The organism is Rhodococcus sp. P4_B6 (assembly GCF_056402215.1).
Genome location: NZ_JBFUHV010000031.1, coordinates 44,948 through 69,124, shown reverse-complemented (window position 1 = coordinate 69,124; position 24,177 = coordinate 44,948). Strand labels below are relative to the sequence as shown.

At 67.4% G+C, this 24,177-nt stretch carries 24 protein-coding genes and 1 pseudogene; 12 read left to right on the top strand and 13 right to left on the bottom strand.

What is annotated here, in order from left to right; genetic code table 11:
• Positions 1-4: 4 nt before the first annotated feature.
• The 4 genes from AC1DWT_RS17605 to AC1DWT_RS17590 form a co-directional block, all read right to left on the bottom strand.
• Entirely contained in the window at positions 5-1,216 is a 1,212-nt protein-coding gene (locus AC1DWT_RS17605) for an AI-2E family transporter (RefSeq protein ID WP_072940647.1), read from the bottom strand.
• A 77-nt stretch (positions 1,217-1,293) separates the two neighbouring features.
• Positions 1,294-1,485: a YbdD/YjiX family protein gene (locus tag AC1DWT_RS17600; protein ID WP_043826878.1), complete on the bottom strand. Its 192-nt coding sequence runs from the start codon at positions 1,483-1,485 to the stop codon at positions 1,294-1,296.
• On the bottom strand, positions 1,478-3,781 hold the full coding sequence (locus AC1DWT_RS17595) for a carbon starvation CstA family protein (RefSeq protein ID WP_072940737.1): 2,304 nt from the start codon (positions 3,779-3,781) through the stop codon (positions 1,478-1,480). Before AC1DWT_RS17595 ends, AC1DWT_RS17600 begins: the two co-directional genes overlap by 8 nt.
• A 126-nt stretch (positions 3,782-3,907) precedes the next feature.
• Positions 3,908-5,488, bottom strand: coding sequence for an FMN-binding glutamate synthase family protein (locus AC1DWT_RS17590; RefSeq protein WP_477921561.1), 1,581 nt, complete (start codon positions 5,486-5,488; stop codon positions 3,908-3,910).
• Between the two features lie 118 nt (positions 5,489-5,606).
• On the opposite strand from AC1DWT_RS17590, the gene AC1DWT_RS17585 reads away from it, so the two are divergent.
• On the top strand, positions 5,607-6,017 hold the full coding sequence (locus AC1DWT_RS17585) for a CD225/dispanin family protein (protein ID WP_095861116.1): 411 nt from the start codon (positions 5,607-5,609) through the stop codon (positions 6,015-6,017).
• A 46-nt stretch (positions 6,018-6,063) separates the two neighbouring features.
• A complete protein-coding gene (ychF, locus tag AC1DWT_RS17580) occupies positions 6,064-7,143 on the top strand; it encodes a redox-regulated ATPase YchF (RefSeq protein ID WP_072940641.1) in 1,080 nt (359 codons plus the stop codon).
• Here the strand turns inward: ychF and AC1DWT_RS17575 are convergent.
• Entirely contained in the window at positions 7,133-8,533 is a 1,401-nt protein-coding gene (locus AC1DWT_RS17575) for an MFS transporter (protein WP_072940639.1), read from the bottom strand. The two genes, ychF and AC1DWT_RS17575, sit on opposite strands and share 11 nt — an antisense overlap.
• Positions 8,534-8,594: 61 nt before the next feature.
• Here AC1DWT_RS17575 and AC1DWT_RS17570 point away from each other — a divergent pair.
• A pseudogene (locus AC1DWT_RS17570) lies at positions 8,595-9,122 on the top strand (winged helix-turn-helix transcriptional regulator); the annotation flags it as partial.
• A 6-nt stretch (positions 9,123-9,128) separates the two neighbouring features.
• Here the strand turns inward: AC1DWT_RS17570 and AC1DWT_RS17565 are convergent.
• The 3 genes from AC1DWT_RS17565 to AC1DWT_RS17555 all read right to left on the bottom strand — a co-directional run bounded on the left by AC1DWT_RS17565 (position 9,129) and on the right by AC1DWT_RS17555 (position 10,935).
• Complete coding sequence (locus AC1DWT_RS17565) at positions 9,129-9,998, bottom strand: PE-PPE domain-containing protein (RefSeq protein WP_477921558.1); 870 nt, start codon at positions 9,996-9,998, stop codon at positions 9,129-9,131.
• Positions 9,999-10,066: 68 nt separating this feature from the next.
• On the bottom strand, positions 10,067-10,471 hold the full coding sequence (locus tag AC1DWT_RS17560) for a DUF1304 domain-containing protein (protein ID WP_072940634.1): 405 nt from the start codon (positions 10,469-10,471) through the stop codon (positions 10,067-10,069).
• On the bottom strand, positions 10,468-10,935 hold the full coding sequence (locus AC1DWT_RS17555) for a cupin domain-containing protein (RefSeq protein WP_378680164.1): 468 nt from the start codon (positions 10,933-10,935) through the stop codon (positions 10,468-10,470). Before AC1DWT_RS17555 ends, AC1DWT_RS17560 begins: the two co-directional genes overlap by 4 nt.
• 86 nt (positions 10,936-11,021) lie before the next feature.
• Here AC1DWT_RS17555 and AC1DWT_RS17550 point away from each other — a divergent pair, with 86 nt between their 5' ends.
• Positions 11,022-12,065, top strand: a complete 1,044-nt coding sequence (locus AC1DWT_RS17550; RefSeq protein WP_477921556.1) for a helix-turn-helix transcriptional regulator — start codon at positions 11,022-11,024, stop codon at positions 12,063-12,065.
• Between the two features lie 7 nt (positions 12,066-12,072).
• Here the strand turns inward: AC1DWT_RS17550 and AC1DWT_RS17545 are convergent, their stop codons facing one another.
• On the bottom strand, positions 12,073-12,507 hold the full coding sequence (locus AC1DWT_RS17545) for a hypothetical protein (RefSeq protein ID WP_378680170.1): 435 nt from the start codon (positions 12,505-12,507) through the stop codon (positions 12,073-12,075).
• 84 nt (positions 12,508-12,591) lie between these two features.
• Entirely contained in the window at positions 12,592-14,625 is a 2,034-nt protein-coding gene (gene fusA, locus AC1DWT_RS17540) for an elongation factor G (RefSeq protein WP_477921555.1), read from the bottom strand.
• 132 nt (positions 14,626-14,757) lie between these two features.
• Between fusA and AC1DWT_RS17535 the strand changes: the two genes are divergently transcribed.
• Positions 14,758-15,228, top strand: a complete 471-nt coding sequence (locus AC1DWT_RS17535) for an SRPBCC family protein (protein WP_072940624.1) — start codon at positions 14,758-14,760, stop codon at positions 15,226-15,228.
• Here the strand turns inward: AC1DWT_RS17535 and AC1DWT_RS17530 are convergent.
• A complete protein-coding gene (locus AC1DWT_RS17530) occupies positions 15,222-16,877 on the bottom strand; it encodes an alkaline phosphatase D family protein (protein WP_072940621.1) in 1,656 nt (551 codons plus the stop codon). The two genes, AC1DWT_RS17535 and AC1DWT_RS17530, sit on opposite strands and share 7 nt — an antisense overlap.
• Positions 16,878-16,996: 119 nt before the next feature.
• On the bottom strand, positions 16,997-17,647 hold the full coding sequence (locus AC1DWT_RS17525) for a hypothetical protein (RefSeq protein WP_477921553.1): 651 nt from the start codon (positions 17,645-17,647) through the stop codon (positions 16,997-16,999).
• 177 nt (positions 17,648-17,824) lie between these two features.
• On the opposite strand from AC1DWT_RS17525, the gene AC1DWT_RS17520 reads away from it, so the two are divergent.
• From AC1DWT_RS17520 to AC1DWT_RS17490, 7 genes are all read left to right on the top strand, one after another.
• A complete protein-coding gene (locus AC1DWT_RS17520) occupies positions 17,825-18,028 on the top strand; it encodes a CopG family transcriptional regulator (RefSeq protein ID WP_072940618.1) in 204 nt (67 codons plus the stop codon).
• The gene (locus AC1DWT_RS17515; RefSeq protein WP_072940616.1) at positions 18,025-18,399 is read left to right on the top strand and encodes a type II toxin-antitoxin system death-on-curing family toxin; all 375 of its coding nucleotides are present in this window, start codon (positions 18,025-18,027) and stop codon (positions 18,397-18,399) included. Before AC1DWT_RS17520 ends, AC1DWT_RS17515 begins: the two co-directional genes overlap by 4 nt.
• Before the next feature lie 64 nt (positions 18,400-18,463).
• Complete coding sequence (locus AC1DWT_RS17510; RefSeq protein ID WP_072940613.1) at positions 18,464-18,676, top strand: DUF4287 domain-containing protein; 213 nt, start codon at positions 18,464-18,466, stop codon at positions 18,674-18,676.
• A gap of 103 nt (positions 18,677-18,779) precedes the next feature.
• Positions 18,780-20,708, top strand: a complete 1,929-nt coding sequence (gene htpG / locus AC1DWT_RS17505) for a molecular chaperone HtpG (protein ID WP_477921550.1) — start codon at positions 18,780-18,782, stop codon at positions 20,706-20,708.
• 6 nt (positions 20,709-20,714) lie between these two features.
• Positions 20,715-21,704, top strand: coding sequence for an SDR family NAD(P)-dependent oxidoreductase (locus AC1DWT_RS17500; protein ID WP_095861114.1), 990 nt, complete (start codon positions 20,715-20,717; stop codon positions 21,702-21,704).
• Between the two features lie 65 nt (positions 21,705-21,769).
• On the top strand, positions 21,770-22,339 hold the full coding sequence (locus tag AC1DWT_RS17495) for a mismatch-specific DNA-glycosylase (protein ID WP_095861113.1): 570 nt from the start codon (positions 21,770-21,772) through the stop codon (positions 22,337-22,339).
• 25 nt (positions 22,340-22,364) lie between these two features.
• A complete protein-coding gene (locus tag AC1DWT_RS17490) occupies positions 22,365-22,715 on the top strand; it encodes a hypothetical protein (RefSeq protein ID WP_072940606.1) in 351 nt (116 codons plus the stop codon).
• A gap of 12 nt (positions 22,716-22,727) precedes the next feature.
• Here AC1DWT_RS17490 and AC1DWT_RS17485 read toward each other — a convergent pair whose 3' ends face one another.
• Complete coding sequence (locus AC1DWT_RS17485) at positions 22,728-24,122, bottom strand: acyl-CoA dehydrogenase family protein (RefSeq protein ID WP_477921547.1); 1,395 nt, start codon at positions 24,120-24,122, stop codon at positions 22,728-22,730.
• Positions 24,123-24,177: the final 55 nt, after the last annotated feature.

The following is a 24,177-nucleotide window of genomic DNA, read 5'->3' as shown; positions in this document are numbered from 1 at the left end:
CCGGTCAGTCCGGCTTGGACGCGACGGCGGTCTCGTCGACGGTGACGCCCTCCCGTTCGGCGTCGTCGAGGTCTTCGTTCGCGGCGACGGCGTCGGGGATGTTGCTTTCGGCGCTGTGCTCGTCGATCTGCTCACCGATGTAGCGCACCACCACGGCGGCGACGGCGGCGGCGGGCACCGCGAGGAAGGCTCCGACGATCCCGAACACGGAACCACCGGCGGTGACGGCGAGCAGCACCACGACGGCGTGCAGTTTCATGCTCTTGCTCTGGAGTACCGGCTGCAGCACGTTGCCCTCGATCTGCTGCACCACGAGAATGATGATCAGCACGATCACGGCGGTGGTGAGACCGTTGGCGACCAGCGCGACCAACACGGCGAGTGCGCCGGCGACGAACGCACCGACGATCGGGATGAAGCCACCGATGAACGTCAGGATCGCGAGGACCGGTGCCAGCGGCACGCCGAGGATCACCAGTCCGGCGCCGATGAAGACGGCGTCGATGAGGCTGACCAGTGCCTGGGTGCGGATGAACCCGCCGAGGGTGTCCCACATGCGGCCCAGCACCTCTTCGAGGTGACGGCCCGCGCGGCCGCCGCTGACGGAATGCAGCCACGGGATGAACCGGGGGCCGTCCTTGATGAAGAAGAACGACAGCACCAGCACCAGGCCCAGCGTGATCAGCAGCGAGCTGGCGGTGCTGACACCGGTGAACACACCGGACGCGATGACCGTTCCACTCTCCTGGACCTTCACGATGATCGTGTGGATGCCCTGGTCGATCTGATCGTCCTGCAGGTTGATCGGTGGACCCTTCAACCAGTCCTGCACCTGGTTGATGCCCTGGGTGGCTTTGTTGGCCAGCTCGGGGGCCTGCCTGACGACGGACGGCACGATGCCGGCGATGATCCCGGCGACGACGGCGATGAACACGACGAGCGTCGTCGCGGCGGCCGCCGCCGGGGGGATGCGTCGCTTCGTCATCGCGCGCGTCGGCGGCCACAGCACCGTGCACACCACCACCGCCAGCAGCACGGGGAGGACGATCACCCACAGCTTCTCGATGATCCATCCGAACAGCAACGCGCCCAGCGCGATTGCCGCGAGGACCAGCGACCACTTGGCCAGCCACATCGCACCCACCCCGATGAGGTGCCCGCGGTCCGGTTTCGTGACCGCGCTCCCGGACGGTGCCGGGGCTTCCTTCTCCGTCACAGATGGTCCTCCCTGCCGTGTCTGCTCAGCCGATCAGTACTGACAGTACTGGGGAACGCCGGGCCGGCACGGTGAGGTCAGCAGCAGCGGGCGCCCGGGTTGGCGTCGGCGTCCGCGTAGCGCGCTCGCCAGTACTCCCGCTCGCTCGGCACCTCGGCGTCCGGATGGTGGCGGCGAAGGTGCTCGACGTACCTGCTGTAGTCGTGGTCGCCCATCAGCGCCCCCGTCCACCACCAGGCGGTCCGGACGGCCCCCACGACCCTATTCATCATGATGATGTGCCCTGTCCGTGTGGGTGTGTGCCGCGCCGGGTGCGCGAACCGCGCCGGAGGCGATGAGTTCGTTCCATTCCTTGTCGAGTTCCTTCTCGGCGGCGGTGGTGACGAACCCGGCCGGTGCGAAGATCTTCGACGGTTCCTCGGGTGCCTCGGTGGTCGGCAGTCCACCGGCCCGGAACGCCTTGAGGCACACGAGCGCTCCGGCCACCACGACGACGAGAACGAGGCCGGCGAACACGATCGACAGGGTGCCCTGGATGAACGTGTTGCGGATGACGGCGTCGATGGCCTCGGGGGTCTTGGCGGATCCGAAGCTGGTCTTGCCCGCTTCCTTCGCCTCCTTGAACGCGGCGTGCTGCGACCAGTAGCCGACGGAGGTGTTGCCGGAGAAGATCTTCTGCCAGGACGCGGTCATGGTGACGATCAGGTCCCAGACGAGGGGAACACCGGGAATCCAGGCCCACTTGAACAGGCCCTTCTTCATGACGATGGCGAGGACCACCGTCAGCGCGATCGCGGCGAGCAACTGGTTCGCGATGCCGAACAGCGGGAACAGGGTGTTGATGCCGCCGAGCGGGTCGGTGACGCCCATCAGGAGGATGGCGCCCCACAGTCCGACGACGGCGAGCGAGCACACCCACGCGCCGATGCGCCACGACGGATCCTTGAACTTGCGGGCGGGTCCGCCGAAGTTGCCGAGCGAGTCCGACAGCATGAACCGGGCGACCCGGGTGCCGGCGTCGACGGTGGTGAGGATGAACAGCGCCTCGAACATGATCGCGAAGTGATACCAGAACGACTTGAGGGCAGCGCCGCCGAGGAACTGGCTGAGCACTTCGGACATGCCGAACGCGAGCGTCGGGGCACCGCCGGTGCGCGAGATGATCGACTCCTCGTCGACGCCCGCCGCGGCCTGCGCGAGGGTGTCCGCGGAGATGTTCGGGCTGGAGAGTCCGAGGCTGTTCACATACGTCGCGGCCGTCTCGGGGGTTCCGCCGGTGAGGGTGGCAGGCGCGTTCAGCGCGAAGTACAGGTGCTGGTCGATGATGCACGCGGTGACGAGCGCCATGATCGCGACGAACGACTCGGTGAGCATGCCGCCGTAGCCGATCAGCCGCATCTGCTTTTCCTTCGCCAGCAGTTTGGGCGTCGTGCCGGAGGAGATGAGGGCGTGGAAGCCGGACAGCGCGCCGCACGCGATCGTGATGAACAGGAACGGGAACAGCGAACCCGCAAAGGCGGGGCCGTTGCCCTGGATGGCGAACGTCGTGACGTCGGGCATCTTGATGGCGGGCTGCGCGACCAGGATGCCGATGGCCAGCAGGACGATCGTGCCGATCTTCATGAACGTCGACAGGTAGTCGCGCGGGGCGAGGAGCAGCCACACGGGCAGGACGGAGGCGGCGAAACCGTAGGCGATCATCAGCCAGGCGATGGTCACCTTGGACAGCGTGAACCAGTCGGCGCCCCATCCGGTGTCGGCCACCCAGCCGCCGGAGACGATGGCGAGGAGCAGCAGCACGACGCCGATCAGCGACACCTCCGCGACCTTGCCCGGGCGCAGGTACCGCAGGTAGACGCCCATGAAGAGGGCGATCGGGATGGTCATGGCGATGGAGAAGACACCCCACGGGCTTTCCGCGAGCGCGTTGACGACGACGAGGGCGAGCACCGCGATGAGGATGATCATGATGACGAAGACGCCGATCATGGCGGCGACACCGCCGACGACGCCGAGTTCGTCGCGCGCCATCTGGCCGAGGCTGCGGCCGCGGCGTTTCGTCGAGATCCACAGGACGAGGAAGTCCTGGACGGCTCCGGCGAAGACGACGCCGATGATGATCCACAGCGTGCCGGGCAGGTAACCCATCTGGGCGGCGAGGACGGGGCCGACGAGGGGGCCTGCGCCGGCGATGGCGGCGAAGTGGTGCCCGAACAGCACCCGCCGATCCGTCGGCATGTAGTCCTTGCCGTTCTCGAGGATCTCGGCGGGCGTGGCCCGGTCGTCACGGGGTTGGACGAGTTTGCGCTCGATGAACCGCGCGTAGAAGCGGTAGGCGATGAGGTAGGTGCAGACGGCGGCCACGACGAACCAGACGGCGTTGATGTTCTCGCCGCGAACGAACGCGATCATCACCCAGGCGATGCCGCCGAGAAGGCCGAGGACCGCGAACGTGATCCGCGCCGCCGGTGAGATCGGGGTGCGGTCCACGACGCCGACCGGCGGCAGATCCGGATCCGTTTTCAGGTACTCGACCTCGGATTCGGGGGCGGCTCTCAGGGCCATCGCGAACTCCTTCCCGGCGTCCCCGTCGTCATTGTGTGCCAGGGGCGACGCCGTCGACAGGTGCCACATCTTTTGTGGCCCCCGTCACCCTATTGCGCCGACGTTCAGTTCGACGAAAAAACGACGTCAGAAGCGAGTCGAGTCGGCATCGATCCAGTCGGTCAGCCAATCCGACGGCGGGTCCTCGAGTAATTCGCCGGGCATCAGCCACTCGTACAGTTCCGCGTAGGTGCGGGTGGTGACGCCGTCGATCCGGCGGTTGAGCATCGCCGGTGTCAGTTGGTCGAAGCTGTCGAGGCCCATCGACGCCACCATCTGCCGGGCGCCTGCCACCGTCGACTTCTGGAACCGGAACACCCTGGCCGCCTTGTCGGGGACGTCGAGTGCGCGGGTCCGCGCCGGGTCCTGGGTGGTCACCCCGACGGGGCAGCGGTTGGTGTGGCACATCTGCGCCTGGATGCACCCGACGGCGAACATCATCGCGCGGGCGGCCAGGGTGAAGTCGGCGCCCTGGATGATCCGTTTGACGATGTCGGATGCGCTGGCGACCTTCCCGGACGCGCCGATCTTGACGCGGTCCCGCAGGCCGGTGCCGGTGAGCGCGTTGTGCACCAGCATCAGCCCCTCAGTGAGGGGCATGCCCATGTTGTCCTCGAATTCCACTGGACCCGCACCGGTTCCGCCCTCGGAGCCGTCGACGATGACGAAGTCCGGGGTGACGTCGCGTTCGAGCATCGCCTTGCAGATGCCGAGGAACTCGATGCGCGATCCGACGCACAGTTTGAACCCGACGGGTTTGCCGCCGGAGAGCTTCCGCAGGGTGACGATGAAGTCGATGAGCCCGTTCGGGGTGGAGAACGCGGTGTGCGCAGGCGGGGAGATCACCGTTTTCCCGACCGGCACGCCGCGCGTCTCGGCGATCTCCCTCGACACCTTCGCGCCGGGCAGCACCCCGCCGAGTCCGGGCTTCGCGCCCTGCGACAGTTTGATCGAGATCGCCTTCACCTGGTCGAGTGCCGCGTGTTCGGCGAACTTGGCGGGGTCGAACCGGCCGTCCTCCGCCCGGCAGCCGAAGTAGCCGGACGCGATCTCCCAGATCAGGTCGCCGCCGTGCTTGCGGTGGTAGGGGCTGATCGCACCCTCGCCGGTGTCGTGCGCGAACCCGCCCCGCGCGGCCCCGGCGTTGAGGGCTTCGATGGCGTTGGCCGAGAGCGAGCCGAAGCTCATCGCCGACACGTTGAGAAGCGCGATGTCGTAGGGCTGTTCGCAGTCCGGTCCGCCGAGGCGGACGGTCGGCGGTTCGGGCGGGGCCATCCGTGCGCGCAGCGAATGGACCATGAACTCGTAGCCGACGGCGTGGACGTCCCGCTCGGTGCCGAACGGCTCCTCGGCGAGCGTGCCCTTGGCGCGCTCGTAGACGAGGTCGCGGGTGTCGCGGTCGAAGGGCGTTCCATCCGTGGACGATTCGATGAAGTACTGCTGGATCTCGGGGCGGATCTTCTCCAGCAGGAACCGCGCGTGCCCCAGCACCGGGTAGTTCCGCAGAACGCTGTGCCGCCGTTGCAGCAGGTCCCACGTGCCCAGAGCGGCAGTCGCGAGCAGGAGGAGGGCGGCGAACCACCACCATCCCGTGGCCACAGCGACGGTCAGGGCGAGAGCGCCCAGTCCGAGGATCCATATCGCGAGGACGATCAACCATCGGGTCACGTGCTGAGACTAGAACCTCACGTGAGTGCCGACGCGTACTCCGGTGCACTTTCCCACTCACGTGGCGAGGGATGGGATAGTGGAGGCACGAGGTCAGCTGCCACGACAGGGGGGCGTCATGTCGGAGTCACCGACCAATCCGGAATCGTCGAGCAATCCGGTGCCGCCGAAGCCGGGCGACACGGGTGCCTATGGCTACCAGTACCCGACGCAGCAGCAACAGCCGCAGGCGCAGCCCTACCCGGGACAGTACGGCCCGCCGCCGCTGCCGCCGTCGAACGCCGGGTGGGCGGTGGCCGCCGTCCTCTTCTTCTGGCCGCTCGCGTTCGCCGCGTTCAACCACGTCCACGACGTCTACCCGAAGTGGGCGATGGGCGACTACCAGGGTGCCCAGTACGCGTCCGACCGCGCCAAGGGGCTCGGCAAGATCGCTCTGTGGATCTGGGTGGCGCTGATCGTCGTCTTCGTCATCGGGTACGCCATCCTGATCATCGCCCTCGTCGCGAACAGCAATACCAACAGCTGGTGAGGGCGTGGTCGTTGATCCGGCGCCGACGCCGTAGAATCCAACGACCGTGAGCCTTACCCTCGGAATCGTCGGACTGCCCAACGTCGGCAAGTCCACCTTGTTCAACGCGCTGACCAACAACGACGTGCTGGCCGCGAACTACCCGTTCGCGACCATCGAACCCAACGTCGGCCTGGTCGAACTGCCCGACCCGCGGCTGTCCGAGCTCGCCCGGATCTTCGGTTCCGAGCGCATCCTGCCCGCCACGGTGTCGTTCGTCGACATCGCCGGCATCGTCAAGGGCGCCTCCGAGGGCGCCGGCCTCGGCAACAAGTTCCTCGCCAACATCCGCGAGGCCGATGCTATCTGCCAGGTGGTTCGCGTCTTCCACGACGACGACGTCGTGCACGTCGACGGCCGCGTCGACCCGGCATCCGACATCGAGGTGATCGAGACCGAGCTCGTCATCGCCGACATGCAGACGCTGGAGAAGGCCCTGCCGCGCCTGGAGAAGGAAGCGAAGAAGAACAAGGAGCTCAAGCCCATCCACGAGGAGGCGCTGAAGGCGCAGGAAGTCCTCGACTCGGGCACGACCCTGTTCAGCGCGAAGGACAAGCTGGACTTCGCGCTGCTGCGCGAGCTGAGCCTGCTCACCACCAAACCGTTCCTGTACGTGTTCAACGCCGACGAGGCCGTGCTCACCGACGAAGCGAAGGTCGCAGAACTGCGCGCCTCCGTCGCCCCCGCCGACGCCGTGTTCCTCGACGCCAAGGTCGAGCAGGAACTCCTCGAACTGGACGAAGAGGACCGGCAGGAAATGCTCGACTCCATCGGACAGTCCGAGCCCGGCCTGCACGCCCTCGCCCGGACCGGATTCCACACCCTCGGCCTGCAGACCTACCTCACCGCAGGTCCCAAGGAATCCCGCGCCTGGACCATCCACAAAGGCGACACCGCCCCGCAGGCCGCCGGCGTCATCCACACCGACTTCGAGCGCGGCTTCATCAAGGCCGAGATCGTCTCCTTCGACGACCTCGTCGCCGCCGGATCCATGGCCGCCGCCAAGGCCGCGGGCAAGGTCCGCATGGAGGGCAAGGACTACACCATGGCCGACGGCGATGTGGTGGAGTTCCGCTTCAACGTCTGACGGCGGTTCTTCGCACCAGCACCCCGACGACTCCTGCGCCGACGAGTGAGATCAGCCCGGTGGTGACGGCGGCGTGGTTCCAGCCCGTCACCATGCCGTCGATGGTGCCTGCGGGGTCGAGGGCGATGATGCTGACGACGGTGACGCCGATGGAGGAGCCGAGGTAGCGGGCGGTGTTGTTGGCGCCGCTGCCGAGTCCGCCCTGGTCGGCGGGGACACTGGCGACGGCTTGCCGGCCGAGGCCGGCGTTGAGCAACCCGCTGGCGATGCCGGCGAGCAGCAGGCCCGGGACGAGGCGCAGCAGCGACGAGTCGGGGGACAGGCCCGTCATCGTGAGCATGGCGACGCCGACGCCGGCGAGTCCGATGACGAGTTGCGGGGTCCCGGCGAGCCGCGCTGGGAGTGTCCGCGCCAGCAGTGACGCCACGACGCTCGTGCCGGACCACAGCGCGATCACCCCGGCTGCGGCGAGCGTGCTGACGTGCATCGTCTTGACGAGGAACGTGCACGCGAACGACATCAGACCGATGATGCCCGCCCCGGTGGCGAGGGCCGCGAGGGTGGCGGCGAGGAAGTCGCGTCGGCGGAACAAGGCGAGGTCGAGCATCGGGAACGGGCGCCGCCGCTCGACGCCGACGAACGCGAGGGTGAACACGGCGGCGCCGATACCGCAGAGGGCGGTGGCGGGAGTGTTGCCCTGCCTGCCCTCGACCAGTGCGACGAGGACCAGCACCATCGCGGCGCAGAGCGTGACCGCACCGGGGACGTCGATCCGCTTCGGGACGGCGGACCGTGACTCCGCCAGTGCGCGCGTCGCGACCTGTCCGATCGCGAGCGATGCGACCGCGAGTGCCCAGTACAGGCCGCGCCACCATCCGGCGAGGTCGAGGAGTCCTGCGAGCACGGGACCGACCGCGATGCCTGCGCCGACGCTCGCGCCCCAGATCCCGCTCGCCGTCGCGCGTGCCGCCGGAGTGGCGAAGGCGTGGGCGACGGCGCCGAGGCTGGCCGCGATGAGCGCTGCGCCTGCCACCCCTTGAATCAGTCGCCCGACGATGAACAGGACGGGTTCCTGACTGACCGCGCCGACCACGGCTCCCAGTGCGAGAAGCCAGGCGCCCCAATGGAACACCCGGCGCCGGCCGTAGTCGTCGGCGAGCGCGCCCGCGGTCAGCAGGACCGCGGCGAGGCCCACGCTCATCGAACTGAGAATCCACGTCTGCGCCGCGGGGCCCGCCGACAGCGCCGCGGCGACGGTGGGCATGTTGCCGAGCGGGGCGCAGAACGCGATCAGGGCGACGAACGTGCCGAGCGACGCGACGGACAGTGTGGTTCCCGGGCGGGGTGCGTGGGCTCGGACGGGTGGGGCAACCGCGGTTGGTCTGTTCACGAGACTGAACTTAGAACTATTTTGGTCTGGTGACAAGACCGAGTTGGGCTAGCATGGGGAAATGGCACTGGGAACCGGGTACTCGCAGCAGAACTGCAACCTCGCTCGCGCGCTCGAAGTAGTAGGCGAGCGGTGGACGATGCTCGTGCTGCGCGACTGCTTCTACGGCGTCCGCCGCTTCAGCGATCTCCTCGCACACCTCGACATCTCCCGCGCCGTCCTGACGGATCGGCTGGGCGCACTCGTCGACGCCGGTGTCCTCGTCCGCGTCGCCGACGGCGGTCATCCCGAGTACGAACTCACCGAGGCGGGAAAGGCGCTGTGGCCGAGCATCTATGCGCTCTCCCAATGGGGTGAGCAGTACGTGTCGCCCGGCAGTTATCCCGGCCGGGTGTTCTCGCACGCCGAATGCGGGACGCAACTCGACCGTTTCGGGCGGTGCCCCCACTGCGGCACGATCCCGGGACCGGAAGACCTCGTGGTCGCCCCCGGGCCGGGCGAGGCCGCCCACCCTCGCAGCGACGCCGTCGCCGTGGCCCTGCGCGAACCCCGCCGGATGCTCACCCCGCTGCGGTCACGCGGCGATGCCCGACCGTCACGCCGCGACGCGCAGGGGCGGTTCGAACGTCGCCCGTACCTGCAGCCACTGGGCGAGAATCTGACATCCGGTGAGCCCGCTCGCGTCGAGTGGTTCGCTGGCGTACGCGATGTGCCGCCCGCCCCGCGTGTTGACGACACGCACACCGCGCCAGGCGAGGTGCGGCGGAAGGTAGCCGAGCACCTCGATCATCGCGGTCCGCAGGCGACGGGCGTCGGTGCGCCACTGCCGAGGGCTGAATCGTGTCTTGCCCGCATTCTGGAAGCTGTTGCTGCGGATCAGTTCCCACGTCTGCGTGAGCCACGTCCGAACTGCGCGGAATGACATCCACCGCGTGAGGTCGGCGATGTCGCGGACATAGCTGTCTTCGCTGGCATTGCAGATCATGTCGTCCGGGTGCGCGATCCACTGGACCGGTATCGACTCGGGGATCGGCGCGCCGACACCCGCGACACCGCGCCCGAAGCATCCCGGGGCCACTCCCGCCGGTTGCTCGGGATCGGAGACGAGACCCACGGCGGCGAGGTTGCCGGAGCGCAGGGTGCCGGTGGCGATCTGTCCGAGCACCTCACGGATCACGGTGCATCCCTGCGAGTACCCGATCAGCATGACAGGTCCGGGAACGTCGTCGATGGCGTCGATCAACCGGCGGACGCCGACCTCGGTGCTCTGCCGATAGCTGAGCCCGCCCGCGGCGACCGGCCCGTACGACGCCGGATAGCCGACCCACCGAGACTCGAATCGGTCGTCGAGGGCGTCGGTGACGTCACACAACAGTCCGGAGACGTGGCGCCGGTGGTCATCGGGGTGGGACTCTCCGGTACCACCGATGGCGAGAACGGTCACCTGGGGCATGGCGTCCATCATGCCGACGGACGATAAGGATTCGATCGGTCGACCCTGAGAAGTTTCTGGCAATCGACTGCGAAGGGTTGTCACCCGATCGCCAGCGAGATCAGAGCCACCAGTGGCGGCGCGCTCTGTGACAGTGCGCCAACGACGCCGTCGCCACGCTGCCGGCTCAGCGCCATGCGATCCGACGCGGCCAGGGCGATGCCCGCGAGGAACATGAAGAGGCAGGTGTAGACGACGAGTGTGCGACCAGGCGTGTCCTGACCGGCCCACCACAGGATGACGCCGGCGATGGCGCCGGAGGCGAGGAACAGATTGTAGAAGCCGACGTTGAACGCCCACAGATGGGCGGCGGGCACGTCGCCCCCCGGGATACGGAAGATGCCCTCGTGCACCGACCGTCTGCGGAACAGCAGCGATTCCCACACGAATGCCAGCAGATGCACGCCGGCGGCGACCAGGGTGGCGATCTGCGCGACGACGGTCATGACGCACCCGCCCCGGTCGCGAGTTTGACGCCATAGCGGTCGGTGACCTCGTGCAGCAGTCGGGCCACTACCTCCGGCGAGTGCCCGCCACGGCCGACCATGTCGAGATCACCGAAGAAGCGGCCGTGGGACGCCCCGGCGGCGACGAGGAGGAAGTCGGCGGACTCGGAGAGGACCGTGAACGTATTCATCGTTCCCGCCTCGATGGCGACCGTTTCCCCCGCCGCGAGTTCGTGCCCGGTGTCCCCGGCCTGGACGAGTATCCGGCCGCGCAGCACGTGGTAGGACTTCGACCACGGCTCGGCGTGCAGTGGACCGTCCGGTGCGGTCCGGGACGCTTCGACGAGGAAGACTTCGTACGTTCCGCCGGTGTGATCGCCGCCGACCAGGACCGTGATGTCGGCGTCCGGCGCGGTGAGCCGCCTGCCGTCGCCTGCTCTGATTACGTGAACGTGGGTGGACATACTGCGACGGTAGGACCGGCTCACCGCTCTACCCATCCCCGGAATCTGGGATGGTGGTGTGCCTGTGACCAGCGCATACTGTGGTCATGCTGGAGGTCCGGGCGGAAAAGCTGCGGCGGGAGGTGCTCGCGTTCGCAGGAGCGGGAGCCGGCGTCACGCAGCTGCACGAGCGCGCCATCGAACTGGTCGGGGAGACGGTGCGCACCGACCTGACGTGCTGGGCGATGCTCGACCCGGAGACACTCGCGATCAGTTCGATGACCAGCGGGCGCAGCCGGATACCGCAGCAGTACGAACCGCTGCTCGCCGAATCCGAGTACAAGGGCGAAGATCCGGGCACGTTCGCCGAACTCGCCCGCAGCGGCCGGACCGTCGCGCGGGCCTCGGACCTACCCGCGGACGCGGTCGCGCACAGCCTCCGCCACGGCGCGGTGTGGGCGCCGCTGGGGATCGGCAGCGAGGTCCGAATCGTGTTCAGCGTCGACGGGGTGTGCTGGGGCGCAGCCGGATTCGTGCGGTCCGGGCCGGATTTCACCGATCGTGAGCTCGAGTTCCTCACACTCGTGGCTCCCGGCCTGGCGGTCGCGACGCGGGCCGCGTCCGTGCACGCCCCGGCAATCTCCGGTCGCGGCGACCAGGGTCCGGCGGTGGTGGTCACCGACGCCGCCGGCGATCCGATTGCACTCACGGCCGCTGCCCGCGGCTGGCAGGACCGCTTCGACGAGGTCGCCCCGGGCAGGTTGACCGTGGTGTTGCGGGCCGCGACGTTCGGGGCGCGGTCGAGCGGTTCGGGGATCTTCAAGGCGCGTGTGCGCGACGCGGAGGGCGGCTGGATTCTGGTGCGCGCCACGGCCTTGATCGGCGGCGACGAACCGCAGACGGTGGTCACCCTCGAACCCGCCGCCGGCGGTGAGCTCACCGGGTTGTTACTTGCAGCGTATGCGGTGACCGCACGCGAGCGTGACGTGTGCGCCGACGTGTTGGCCGGCTACGCGACGTCCGAGATCGCACGACGTCGCGGCATCACCGCGAACACAGTCCAGGACCACCTGAAATCGGTGTACGCGAAGGCCGGGGTCCGCAGCCGCGCGGAACTCGCCGCGCGGCTGAGGGCCGGTCGCGAGATCTAACGACCGCTCACGATCCCGTGGTGCCCGTCGCCAGCGAGGAACAGGCCTCCTGCGCCGCCGCCCACGTCGAACTGTCGATCCCGGGAGGAGCGCTCGACGCGTCCGGCGCGCCGCCCTGGGGTGGGGCCGAACCGTCGCCCTCCGGCGGTGCCATTTCGCCGCTGGGTGGCGCCACCCCGCCCGGTGCCCCGCCGCCGGCCTGGTCGGGCGGTGCTGGCACGCCGTTTTCCTCGAGGCAGGCCTGCAGTTCGTCGCTCATCGCCGCGGGGGCGGAGCCGCCCTGCACAGCGCTGTCGCCGGAGCCGCCCTGCACAGCGCTGCCGGCGGTGCCGGTCGACGAAGTGCCGGACGAAGACTCGCCCGAACTACACGCGACGACGGAACATGCGAGACCTACTGCCATCGCCGCTCCACCGATGCCGCGAACCAATTGTGAACGCATGATCGATGCCCTTCCTCTGTGAGTGAGACACCACTACACCGCGGGAAGCTGGGAGAACGCTGCGTGCACGCTGGAAGGGCACTGTCAGCGCGGTTCGGGCCGCTCCTGGTAGCACTTGAAGCTCAGTGCGAGACGGCCACGCCCGTGCGTCATCGAGCGCAGGGCGACCGGGTAGTCGGTGACCTCGCTCGTGGGCACCGAGGCGATGACAGTGACCTCGCCGTCCCCTGCCGGTTCGGTGCCCTCGATCTGGCCGCGTCGCCGGCCGAGATCCGCCATCACGTCACCCTGCAGCGTCGAGGGCACGGTGACCTCGACGTGGTCGACGGGTTCGAGGACGAGAGTGCCCACCTTGTCGATGGCCGCACGGAGGGCGAGCGCCCCTGCCATCCGGAAGCTGAAATCGTCGGAGTCGACCGAATGATGCTTGCCGTCGAGGACGGTGGCGCGCAGGTCGACGAGCGGAAACCCGTGCCTGCCTCCGCGTCCCATCGATTCGGCGATCCCCTTTCCGACCGCGGGAATGAGGGATTTGGGTATCACACCGCCACGGGTCTCGTCGACGAACTCGTAGCCCTTGTCGCGGGGGAGCGGCTCGAAGCGGACCGTCGCCACCCCGAACTGGCCGTGGCCGCCGCTCTGCTTCTTGTGGCGGCCCTCCGTCTCCACGGTGCCGAGCAGTGTCTCGCGGTACGCGATCTTGACCGGTTCGGTCAGAAGGGTGATGCCGTACCGCCGCTTCAACCGGGTCAGCGCCACCTGCACGTGCACGTCGCCGGCGCCCCGGACCACCGTCTGGTGGGTCTCGCTGTCGCGCGTGACCTCCAGCGTCGGGTCGTCGCTGACGAGTTCGGCCAGGGCTGTCGCGAGTTTGTCCTCGTCGCCGGCGCTCTCGGCGGCCACCGCGAGTCCGTAGACGGGACGGCGGTGCACGATCGGGGGGACGGTGAGCGGTGAGCCGATCGGCGCGAGGGTGTCGCCCGTCGAGACATCGGTGAGTTTGATGGCGCCGACGATGTCGCCGGCCTCCGCGCTGTCGATCGGGGTGTGTTTGCTGCCGAGGACGCGAAGGAGATTGTGCAGGCGCTCCTTCGCGCCGGTGCGCTGGTTGATTAAGACATCGTCCGCGTGCACGCTGCCGGAGAGGATCTTCAGCAACGCCACCTGCCCGACGTATTCGTCGGTCTGCGTCTTGAAGACGTACGCGAGCGGGTCGCCGGACGGATCGCACCGCACCTCGGCGACCCGGTCCCCGTCACCGCGGACCTCGATGCCCGGGACCTCCGACGGTGCCGGCGCGATCCGGCACACGAAGTCGAGCAACCGGTCGACGGCGATCGCATCGACGGCCGACCCGCACAGCACCGGCCACAGCGAGCCCGCGGCGAAACCCGCGCGGAGCGCGTGCTCGAGTTCGGACACGGAGATGTCCTCGCCGTCGAGGTACTTCGAGAGCAGGTCGTCCTCGATCTCGACGACGTCCTCCACGAGATGCTCGTGCTGTTCGTGTTCGCGGTCGGCGATGTCGGCGGGCAGTTCGTCGCTCGTGTTCGCGGACCCGCTGTCGTAGAGGATGACGTGCTCGGTGAGGAGGTCGGCGACGCCGGTGAACGCGGACGCCTCGCCGACGGGCAGGTCGACCGGTTCGACTCCGGACCCGAAATGGTCGCGGATCCCGGCCAGGACGGCGTCGAACGACGCCCGTTCCTTGTCCATCTTGTTCACGAACAGGATGCGCGGGATGGCTCGCTCGGTGGCCGCCTGCCACAGCAGTTCGTCGTTCACCTGCAGACCGCTGACCCCGTCGATCACGAACACGGCGACGTCGGCGACCCGGAGCGCCGTCATCGCGTCGCCGGCGAAATCGGCGTAGCCCGGCGGGTCGAGAAGATTGATCCGGTAGTCGTTCCAGGAGAACGAAGCCAGGCCGAGCGTCAGCGACTGGGTGCGGTCGTGTTCCTCCGGTTGGGTGTCGAGCACGGTGTTGCCGCTCTCGACACGTCCGGGTCGCGTGACGACACCGGCGCGGAAGAGCATCGCCTCCGCGAGCGTCGTCTTCCCGTTGCCCTGATGCCCCACCAGAGCGATATTGCGGATCAGATCCGTCTCGGTCGTCACTGCTACCCCCACCATGTCGTACGGGTCGCTCCCGACGATACCGCGCGCGCGACCGGTGGCGAGGCGTTATCTTCCACGTGAAGAGGTGGTCGCGACCTCGGTCCGCCACACCCGACACCGAATGGAGACCGCATGGCTTCGGCCGAGTTCCTCGTCGAACGTTCCACCGTCATCGATGCGAGCCCCGACGTTGTTCAGCCCCTCCTCGACGACTTCCGGAAGTGGCAGGCGTGGTCGCCGTGGGAGGACGTCGATCCCGATCTGAAGCGCACGTACTCCGGCCCGGATTCGGGAGTGGGCGCATCCTACGCCTGGGAGGGCAATCGCAAGGCGGGTTCGGGACAGATGGTGATCACCGAGTCGGTGCCCGGCTCGAAGGTCGTGCTCGACCTGACCTTCCTCAAACCGTTCAAGGCGGAGAACGTCACAACGTTCCTCCTCGAACCGAACGGCGCGGGCACGACCGTCCGCTGGCAGATGACCGGCAAGAACAACCTTTTCTTCAGGATCGTGGGAGTCGTCTTCCCGATGGACAAGATGGTGGGTAAGGACTTCGAGAAGGGGCTCGCGCAGCTGAAGGCGGCGGCCGAGCAGCGTCAGTAGTCCTTTCCCGTTGCCAGTTCGAGGTCGGTCATGGTCTTGAACCGGGGTGTGCCGTCGCTGTCGTTGCGGGCCTGTTCCATCACGAGGCGGGCCGACCTTCCCTTCAGGTGGAGGGTCGCCACCTGATCACCGAAGAACGGTCCGGCGACCTTGGACCAGTCGAGAGGAACGGGCGGCACCCGCGACACCCGGCCCAGGATGAAACGCACGGTCCGCTCGGTGGCGCGCCGCCACGAGATCCGGAACGTCACGTTCATGGCGGCCGGTACGTAGTTGTGCAGGGGCGAGCACGTCAGCTGATAGACCAGTGACTGCAGCGGTTCGGGGTAGTGCGCCTGCGCGGCGTAGGCGTGGTGGACGTCGCCGGACAGCACCGAGATGGTGGACGGCGCGCGCCCACCCGGCCCGGCCCGGTGACCTCTGCCGACGTCGGCGAGGAGCCGGGCGAGCCGGTCGAACGAGTCACGAAACGCAGCCCAGTGCTCCAGGTCCGCCGCGCGCCGGATCTTCTCGGCCCAGGCCGCCACCCGCGGGCCGCGGGATCCGGCGGCGAGGCGTTCGTCCCAGGACTCCAGGTCGTGGAGGGCGCGGGGCAGCAGCCACGGCAGCGACGTCCCGACGAGCAGGTGGTCGTAGTCGCCCTCGGTCTGACGCTCGATCCAGGAGAACTCGGGGTCGGACACCATCTCGCGGCGACCACCGCAGAGGATGCGCCCGCACCGCGAGTCGATGACGAGCAGCCTCGCGACTCCGAGGTCGCGGCGATACGACCACTGCGTGCCCTTCGCGCCGTCCGCCTCCTCGTCGGCGGCGGACGCGAACTCCCGGAGCATCGGTTCGACGTCGCCGCCGTGCTTCCGAACACGTTGGTACAGATCGTTTTCGGCGAGGAGGCTCGGCGACAGGTTCCCGAGGTGCTGATAGACCCAGTACGACGACAACGCGCCGACGATACGCTCCTCCCACCACGACGTCGCCTCGACGTCGTCGCGCCAGGACTCGGAGGTGTTCCAGTCGTCCCGCACGTCGTGGTCGTCGAAGATCATCGACGTGGGCACCGTGGACATCAGCCAGCGCACCTGAGGGTCCGACCATGATTCGGCATACAGCCAGGTGTATTCCTCGAAGTTGCGCACCTGCGGGCCGGGTGGCTCCTTCACGTCGTGGATCTCGGCGACGCGCGCCTCGGTCTCGGGGGAGAGTTCGTCGGCATACACCTGGTCCCCGAGCAGCAGCAGGGCGTCGGGCCACCGGTCCGGGGACTGTCCGGCCATCCGCACCGCGTAGGCGTCGAGGGCGTCGGCGCCGAGGTGCCGGTTGTCCTCCGTCGTGGACATCGTGGCGAACCGGCACGATCCGAACGTCAGGACGAGGGTGTCGTCGTCCTCGCGGAGCGTGCGGATCACCGACGGGACGGCATTCGGCAGCGGCCACACCGGACGGCCGTCGAGGGTCACGTCGTACGGAGTGGTCGATCCCGGTCCCAGATCGTCCACGACGACGAGCGCGTAGTGGTGACCCGAGACGTTCCACGTGCGTTCCTCGTGGCCGAGGACCCGGACGGTGCACGGCTCCGACGTCTCGACCCACACCGTCGCGTCAGATGTGCCGACATGTCTGAGCAGCGGTCCCAGAATCAGCTCCGCCACTTTCGTCACCCTGCCGGATTCTTCGCGCGTGACCGGTACATGCGATAAGCCTACGGATCCCCGCGCGACCGCGAGGAAGCTTCTGCCCGAAGGTGACGTTCGGCGGAATATTTGTTTCACTAGGCGGAGTCGAGGCTCGGTAGCTGGGTGAAGTCAATGCCGATCTGATGTTGCACAGGGTTCGCCGGGCAGACCCATTTCAGCTCAGATAGACCTTCCACGGGTTGGAGACGCATGTAACGCTCGGTCGGGCACCAAAGGCAGCGTGCCCTCGGAACTGTGAGAAAGGTCTGTCCTTCGGTGTCCCTCTCGAGGGCATAGCCTGGTAACCCGAACCGAAATGGTCGAAATCTTGTTGCGCTCAATGTGAGATTTATCGTCAGGGCAAATCCGCTCAACGCGACAATTGCACAGGCCACGATGGTCGCAATGTAGTTGCTTTGATTCGACTTCAGATTCACGATGGCAACTAGAATTCCTAGTGACACACCGACGACTGACAACCAATTATCCGGTAACCACACGCGGCGTTTCACTTGACGGTGCATCTCAGTTCGGTGTTCGAACGGATCGTTTGGAGTCTTGCCGACGATGAAGTTGCCGCCGGCAGTGATGTCGTTACCTGCCTGTATTCCGTCGTTGTTGGATCCGAAGTGGAGCGTCGGTGGCAGCACCTCAGTGGCGGAGGAAAATCCTAGATTTGGTGAACCGCAACCGCAGTATTCGTAGTCCGCCGGTGGTGTACGTCCGCATTCGCATTCGATCGACATTCTTCCCCCAAGTTTCCAAAGATCTGATGTAAGTAATCGGCGATATGTTGACAGACGTGACCGACAAGTACGGTCGCGAGGCCGGTCCCGCGCGAGGACGAAACGCTGCTGTTGGTTAAGTCCTGATCGAAGGTCGGGTTACAGGGCCAGCTGCTACCACTTTGGTATCATCGGCATATGGCCATGACATTGCGACTGACGGAGGAGCAGGAGCGTGCGCTGACGCTTCTCGCCGACGCTCAAGGCGTCAGTAAGCAGGAAGCGACGGTTCGCGCGATCCTGGAGGCTGCCGCTCGGCACACCCATGACGAGCGGGTTCGCGCTCTGTCCCGCCGCGGCCGCGACCGGTACGCCACCTTGCTGGACCGCCTCTCGCGGTGACGATCGACTATCTGACTCTCGAGGACTTGCTCTCGCTGGCTGAGGATCTCGGCGTTGCGTCGGTCCGGGATCTCGGGCTGCTCGACTCGGCGGCCCACCGTCCGCAGGCGTCGTTGCTCGGCCAAGAGGTGTATCCGTCGATTCACGACAAGGCGGCCGTCCTGCTCGAGTCCTTGACGAGGAATCATGCCCTCGTTGACGGGAACAAGCGGCTGTCCTGGTTGGCGGTTCACGTGTTCTACGGATTGAACGGCTATGACCTGGATGCTCCCGAAGGTCCGGCATACGACTTGGTCATCGCTGTTTCGAGCGGGGAGTGGGGGTACCGGGAGGTGTCGCCCCAGCTCGCCGAATGGGCACATTCCGTCTGAGTGTCGCTTCCTGAAGATGCTTGTCGGACAGGATGTGTCGGCGGGTTCCGCTAGCGTGTCGCGCATGGCTGAACCAGTGAAGGGTCCCGCGTCCTATTTCCCGTCGATCGAGAAGAAGTACGGTCGGCCGATCAGTGAATGGCAGACGCTCATCCGGTCGTCCGAGCTGACCAAGCACATGGAGTTGGTGAGTTGGCTGAAGTCCGAGCACGGCCTCGGTCACGGCCACGCCAACGCGCTGGTCGCGCACACCCTGAAGGAGGACGCCGCCGGCTGACGGGCCACCGGCGGAAGCTCGCCGCGATGAATCCGGAATTTTGCCGCGGGATATCATTCCGACGAATCTGGTGTCGAGGGTTCTGCGTTCGAAGGGAATCGAAGTGAGCACGAAAATCGAACAACTGGAGTTCCAGGCGGAGACCCGCCAGCTCCTGGACCTCATGATCCACTCGGTGTACTCCAACAAGGACTCGTTCCTGCGGGAGCTCATCTCCAACGCCTCGGACGCGCTGGACAAGTTGCGTCTCGAAGCGTTCCGCAACAAGGACCTCGACGTCGACACGTCGGATCTGCACATCGAGATCGAGGTGGACGCGGAGAAGCGCACGCTCACGGTCCGCGACAACGGCATCGGCATGTCCCACGAGGAGGTCGTCGACCTCATCGGCACGCTGGCCAAGTCCGGCACCGCGGACCTGCGCCGCAAGTTGCGGGAAGCGAAGGACGCCGCTGCCTCCGAGGAACTGATCGGACAGTTCGGCATCGGTTTCTACTCGACGTTCATGGTCGCAGACAAGGTCACCCTGCTGACGCGGAAGGCCGGCGAGAGTGAGGCCACGCGCTGGGAGTCGAGCGGCGAGGCCACGTACACGATCGAGGCCGTCGACGACGCCCCGCAGGGCAGCTCCGTCACCCTGCACCTCAAGCCCGAGGACACCGAGGATCACCTGCACGACTACACGTCGGTATGGAAGATCAAGGAACTCGTCAAGCGTTACTCCGACTTCATCGCGTGGCCGATCCGGATGGACGTCGAACGCACGGTCCCCGCGGAGGGCGACGGCGGGGACGAGGTCACCACGACGTCCGAGACGATCAACTCGATGAAGGCGCTGTGGGCGCGCTCGAAGGACGACGTCTCCGAGGACGAGTACAAGGAGTTCTACAAGCACATCGCCCACGCCTGGGACGAACCGCTCGAGGTCATCCCGATGAAGGCCGAGGGCACGTTCGAGTTCCAGGCCCTGCTGTTCATTCCGTCTCACGCGCCGTTCGACCTGTTCATGCGGGACGGGAAGACGGGTGTGCAGCTGTACGTCAAGCGCGTCTTCATCATGGACGACTGCGACCAGTTGATGCCGGAATACCTTCGCTTCGTCAAGGGTGTGGTCGACGCTCAGGACCTCTCCCTCAACGTCTCCCGTGAAATCCTGCAGCAGGACCGGCAGATCCGTGCCATCCGCCGCAGGCTCACCAAGAAGGTCCTCACCACGATCAAGGACCTGAAGGCCGAGCGGCCCGACGACTACCGCACGTTCTGGGCAGAGTTCGGCCGCGCGGTCAAGGAAGGCCTGATGTCGGACAGCGACAATCGGGATGTGCTGCTGGGTATCTCGTCGTTCGCGTCCACCCACAGCGAGGAGGAGCTGACCTCGCTGGAAGACTACGTGTCGCGGATGAAGGACGGTCAGGAGCAGATCTTCTACGCGACCGGCGAATCCCGGCAGCTGCTCGAAAGCTCACCGCACATGGAGGCCTTCCGTGCGAAAGGCTTCGAGGTGCTGCTGCTCACCGACCCTGTGGACGAGATGTGGGTCGGTGCGGTTCCGGAATTCGAGGGCAAGTCGTTCCAGTCGATCGCCAAGGGTGAGGTCGATCTCGACACCGAGGAAGACAAGAAGGCACACGAGTCGGAGCGGGAGGAGCAGGAGAAGGACTTCGCGGGCCTGCTCTCCTGGATGGCCGACGCGCTCACCGAGCAGGTCAAGGAGGTGCGGCTGTCGACGCGGCTGACCACGTCACCGGCCTGCATCGTCGGCGACGCGTTCAGCATGTCCCCGGCACTCGAGCGGATGTACCGGGCGTCCGGGCAGCCGGTTCCCACTACGAAGCGCATCCTCGAGCTGAACCCTGCCCACCCTCTCGTCACCGGGCTGCGGGAAGCACACGGCGAGCGCAACGAGGATCCCGCGCTGGGGGAGACCGCGGAGCTTCTCTACGGGATGGCGTTGCTGGCCGAGGGCGGCGAACTCGACGATCCCGCCCGGTTCACCACGATGCTCGCCAACCGTCTCGCCAGGACGGTGTAATTCCCCTTGCTGGTATTGGTCACGGGGGGAACAGGTTTCGTCGGGGCGTGGAGCGCGAAGGCGGCGGTGGACGCCGGTCACCGGGTGCGCTTCCTCGTGCGGGATCCTGCTCGCCTCGTGACCAGCGCGGCGGCGCTCGGGCTCGACACGTCCGATCACGTGGTCGGTGACATCACGGACGCCGCGTCCGTGCGGCGTGCCCTGGACGGCTGCGATGCCGTCATCCACGCCGCGGCCGTCGTCGCGGTCGACCCGCGTCGCGCGGAGGAGATGCTGCAGACCAACCTTGCCGGCGCGCAGAACGTGCTGGGAACGGCGGTCGAACTCGGCCTCGATCCGATCGTCTACGTCTCGAGCATCGCCGCGTTGTTCCAGCCGGGGGCCCGGCTGCTCACCCCCGACCTCCCGGTGTGCGGGCCCCCCGACGCCTACGGCCGCAGCAAGGCGCGCGTGGAGCAGTACGCGCGTGACCTGCAGGCCGACGGCGCACCCATCGCGATCACCTACCCGGGCATGATCGTCGGCCCGCCCGCGGGAAAGCAGTTCGGCGAGGCCGCCCAGGCAGTCGAGGCCGCCGTCCACCTGCGGGGTCTGCCCGGGCGGGGCGCCGCATGGACGATGGTCGACGTGCGTGAGGTGGCCACAGCGCACGCCGCCCTCCTCCAGTCGGGGAGCGGCGCCCGCCGGTTCATGCTCGGAGGTCCCCGGATCCCGATCGCCGGGATCGCCGACATGCTGGCCACGATCACCGGCAGACGGATGGGCGTGTACCCGGTGCCGGACGTCGCGTTGCGTCTGGTGGGCAGACTCGTGGACGCGATCGACCGGTTCGTCCCCTTCGGCACTCCGATCTCTGAGGCCGCGATGGAGTACTACACGCGGATGCCCGACACGGACGACCGGCCGAGCGAAACCGAACTCGGGGTGAAGTACCGCGATTCGGCGGAGACCCTGGCCGACACCGTCGCCGGGCTGACGGAGGCGGGCCGACTGTGAGTGCGGAGGCGGGCCGACTGTGAGTGCGGAGGCGGGCCGGCTGTGAGTGCGGAGGCGGGCCGGCTGTGAGCTTCACCCGCGCGGAGTTGGAGTCGTTCCGGGACGCCGAGGTTCCGGACCTCATCGGACCGGGCTGCCGCCTGCTGTTCGTCGGTATCAACCCGGGACTGTGGACGGCCGCGACCGGGGCGCATTTCGCACGTCCGGGCAACCGCTTCTATCCGGCTCTGCTGGGCGCCGGGATCATCGAGCGACCTATCGATCCGACGGCAGGCATGTCGGACGCGGATCGCGACCACCTGATCGAGCGGGGCGTCGGCATCACCAATCTGGCCCCGCGTGCCACGGCGAAAGCCGACGAACTGACCGGCGAGGAACTGGCCGTCGGCGCCGAGCGCCTGCGCTCCTTCGTCCGCGACACCGCTCCCAGGGTGGTCGCCGTAGCCGGAATCACCGCCTATCGCACGGCATTCGGTGAGCGTGCAGCGAAGAAGGGCAAACAGCCGAGCACCCTCGAGGGTGCAGAGTTGTGGCTGGTGCCCAATCCCAGCGGGCTCAACGCCCACGAAACCGTCGCCACCCTCGCCGCGTCGTACCGGGAGGCGGCGATCGAGGCCGGAATCGTCTCGAGCTGACCGGGCAGGTCGCTAGGCTGCGGAGATGACCGTCGTCTACAACCTCCTCTTCGTCTGCCACCTGCTCGGCATGGCCGCCCTCGTCGGCGGCTATTTCGCGGTGCTCGCAGCGCCGCGGATCTCCGAGGTGATGGTGTGGGGTGCGCGGCTCCAGTTCGTGACGGGACTGATCCTCGTCGGGCTGGGGGAGGCCGCACTGGACAAGGACTACAACCACATCAAGATCGGCGTGAAGCTTCTGCTCTCCCTCGTGGTGGTCGCGCTCGCCGAGATCGTCCGGGGCAAGCAGAAGCGAGGGCAGGAGCGCCCGAACCTCGTGCACGTGGTCGGTGGGCTCGGCATCGTCACCGTGCTCGTGGCGGCCCTCTGGACCTGATCCCGCGCCCGTTCACTTCTTCGGTGGGGCAAGGAACTTCATCGCCAACCGCTGCGCGGACTCGGGCATCCGGTCCTTCACGGACATCGCGAACTCGCCGGCCTTCGTGCGCACCGACGTGCCCCTCCCGAACAGCCGGTTGAACGCGGATCCTTCGGTCGGCTGATCGAAGTGCAGCGGCGGGGCGCCGTCCGCGGCGCCGAGTGCACGCCCGATCACCATCCGCTGAATCTCGCTGGTGCCCTCGAAGATGGTGTACAGCTTGGCGTCCCGATACCACTTCTCGACGGGATGGTCACTGATGTACCCCCACCCGCCCATCGTCTGCAGCGCACGTTCGGTGGTTCTCACCGCCACCTCCGACGCCGCGAGCTTCGCCATCGAGCCCTCGCCGTGACGGAACTCCACGCCTGCCGCCGCCATCCACGACGCCCGCCACGTGAGCAGCCTCGCGGCGTCGATCTGGGTCGCGAGGTCGGCCAGCGGAAACGCGATGCCCTGGTTGTCGATGATCGGACCGCCGAACGCCTCCCTCCGGTTCGCGTACTCGGTGGCGTACTCGAGCGCGGCGCGGGCGATGCCCAGCGCCTGAGCCGCGACCATCGGACGTGTCTGCTCGAACGTGCCGAGGGTGGCCGATTTCCGCCGCGGCGCGCCGGTGGCCACCTCCTCCTGCACCTCACGGGCCTTCCGCATGCGGTGCTGCAGTTTGTCGTCGCCCCCGAGCAGGTGGTCGGCGGGCACCCGCACCCGGTGGAACTTCAGCTCCGCCGTGTGCGACGCACGGCAGCCCAGCTTGTCGAGCTTGCGGACGAGTTCGATCCCCGGGTTTCCGCCGGGAACCACGAACAGGGCCTGCCCCCGATGCCCCAGCTCCGGGTCGACGGTGGCGTTCACGACGTGCACGTCGGCGATGCCGCCGTTGCCGATCCACATCTTGTGGCCCTCGATCACCCAGTCGTCGCCGTCGCGCGTCGCGGTGGTCCGCAGATTGCGGACGTCGCTGCCGCCCTCGGGTTCGGAGATGCACAGTGCGGCGAGTTTCAGGTCGCCGGGCTCGCCGAAGCATTCGGGTGCCCAGCGCAGCATCTGCTCCGGCGTCGCGGCCTGTCCGATCGACGACAGCGCCAGCGCGGGCATCACGATGGCGAGGCCGATTCCGGCGCATCCCCAGAACAGCTCCTCCATGAACAGGGGGAGGGACAGGCCGGTCGGGTCGCCGATCAGGTCGCGATAGAACAGCGGACTGTAGAAGCCCTCTTCCGCGGCCTTCTCGAGGACGTCCCACGGGAACTCCTGCGCGCGGTCGTGCTCGGCGGCCACCGGCCGGATCACGTTCTCCGCGAAAGCGTGCGTCCGCTCGACGAGGTTCTTCTGCGCGGGGGTGAGCGCGAGGCTGAAAGTCATGGCAGTCCCTCGGTTGCCGTGTTGGTGTGCACCAACGTAACACTCACGGTCTTCG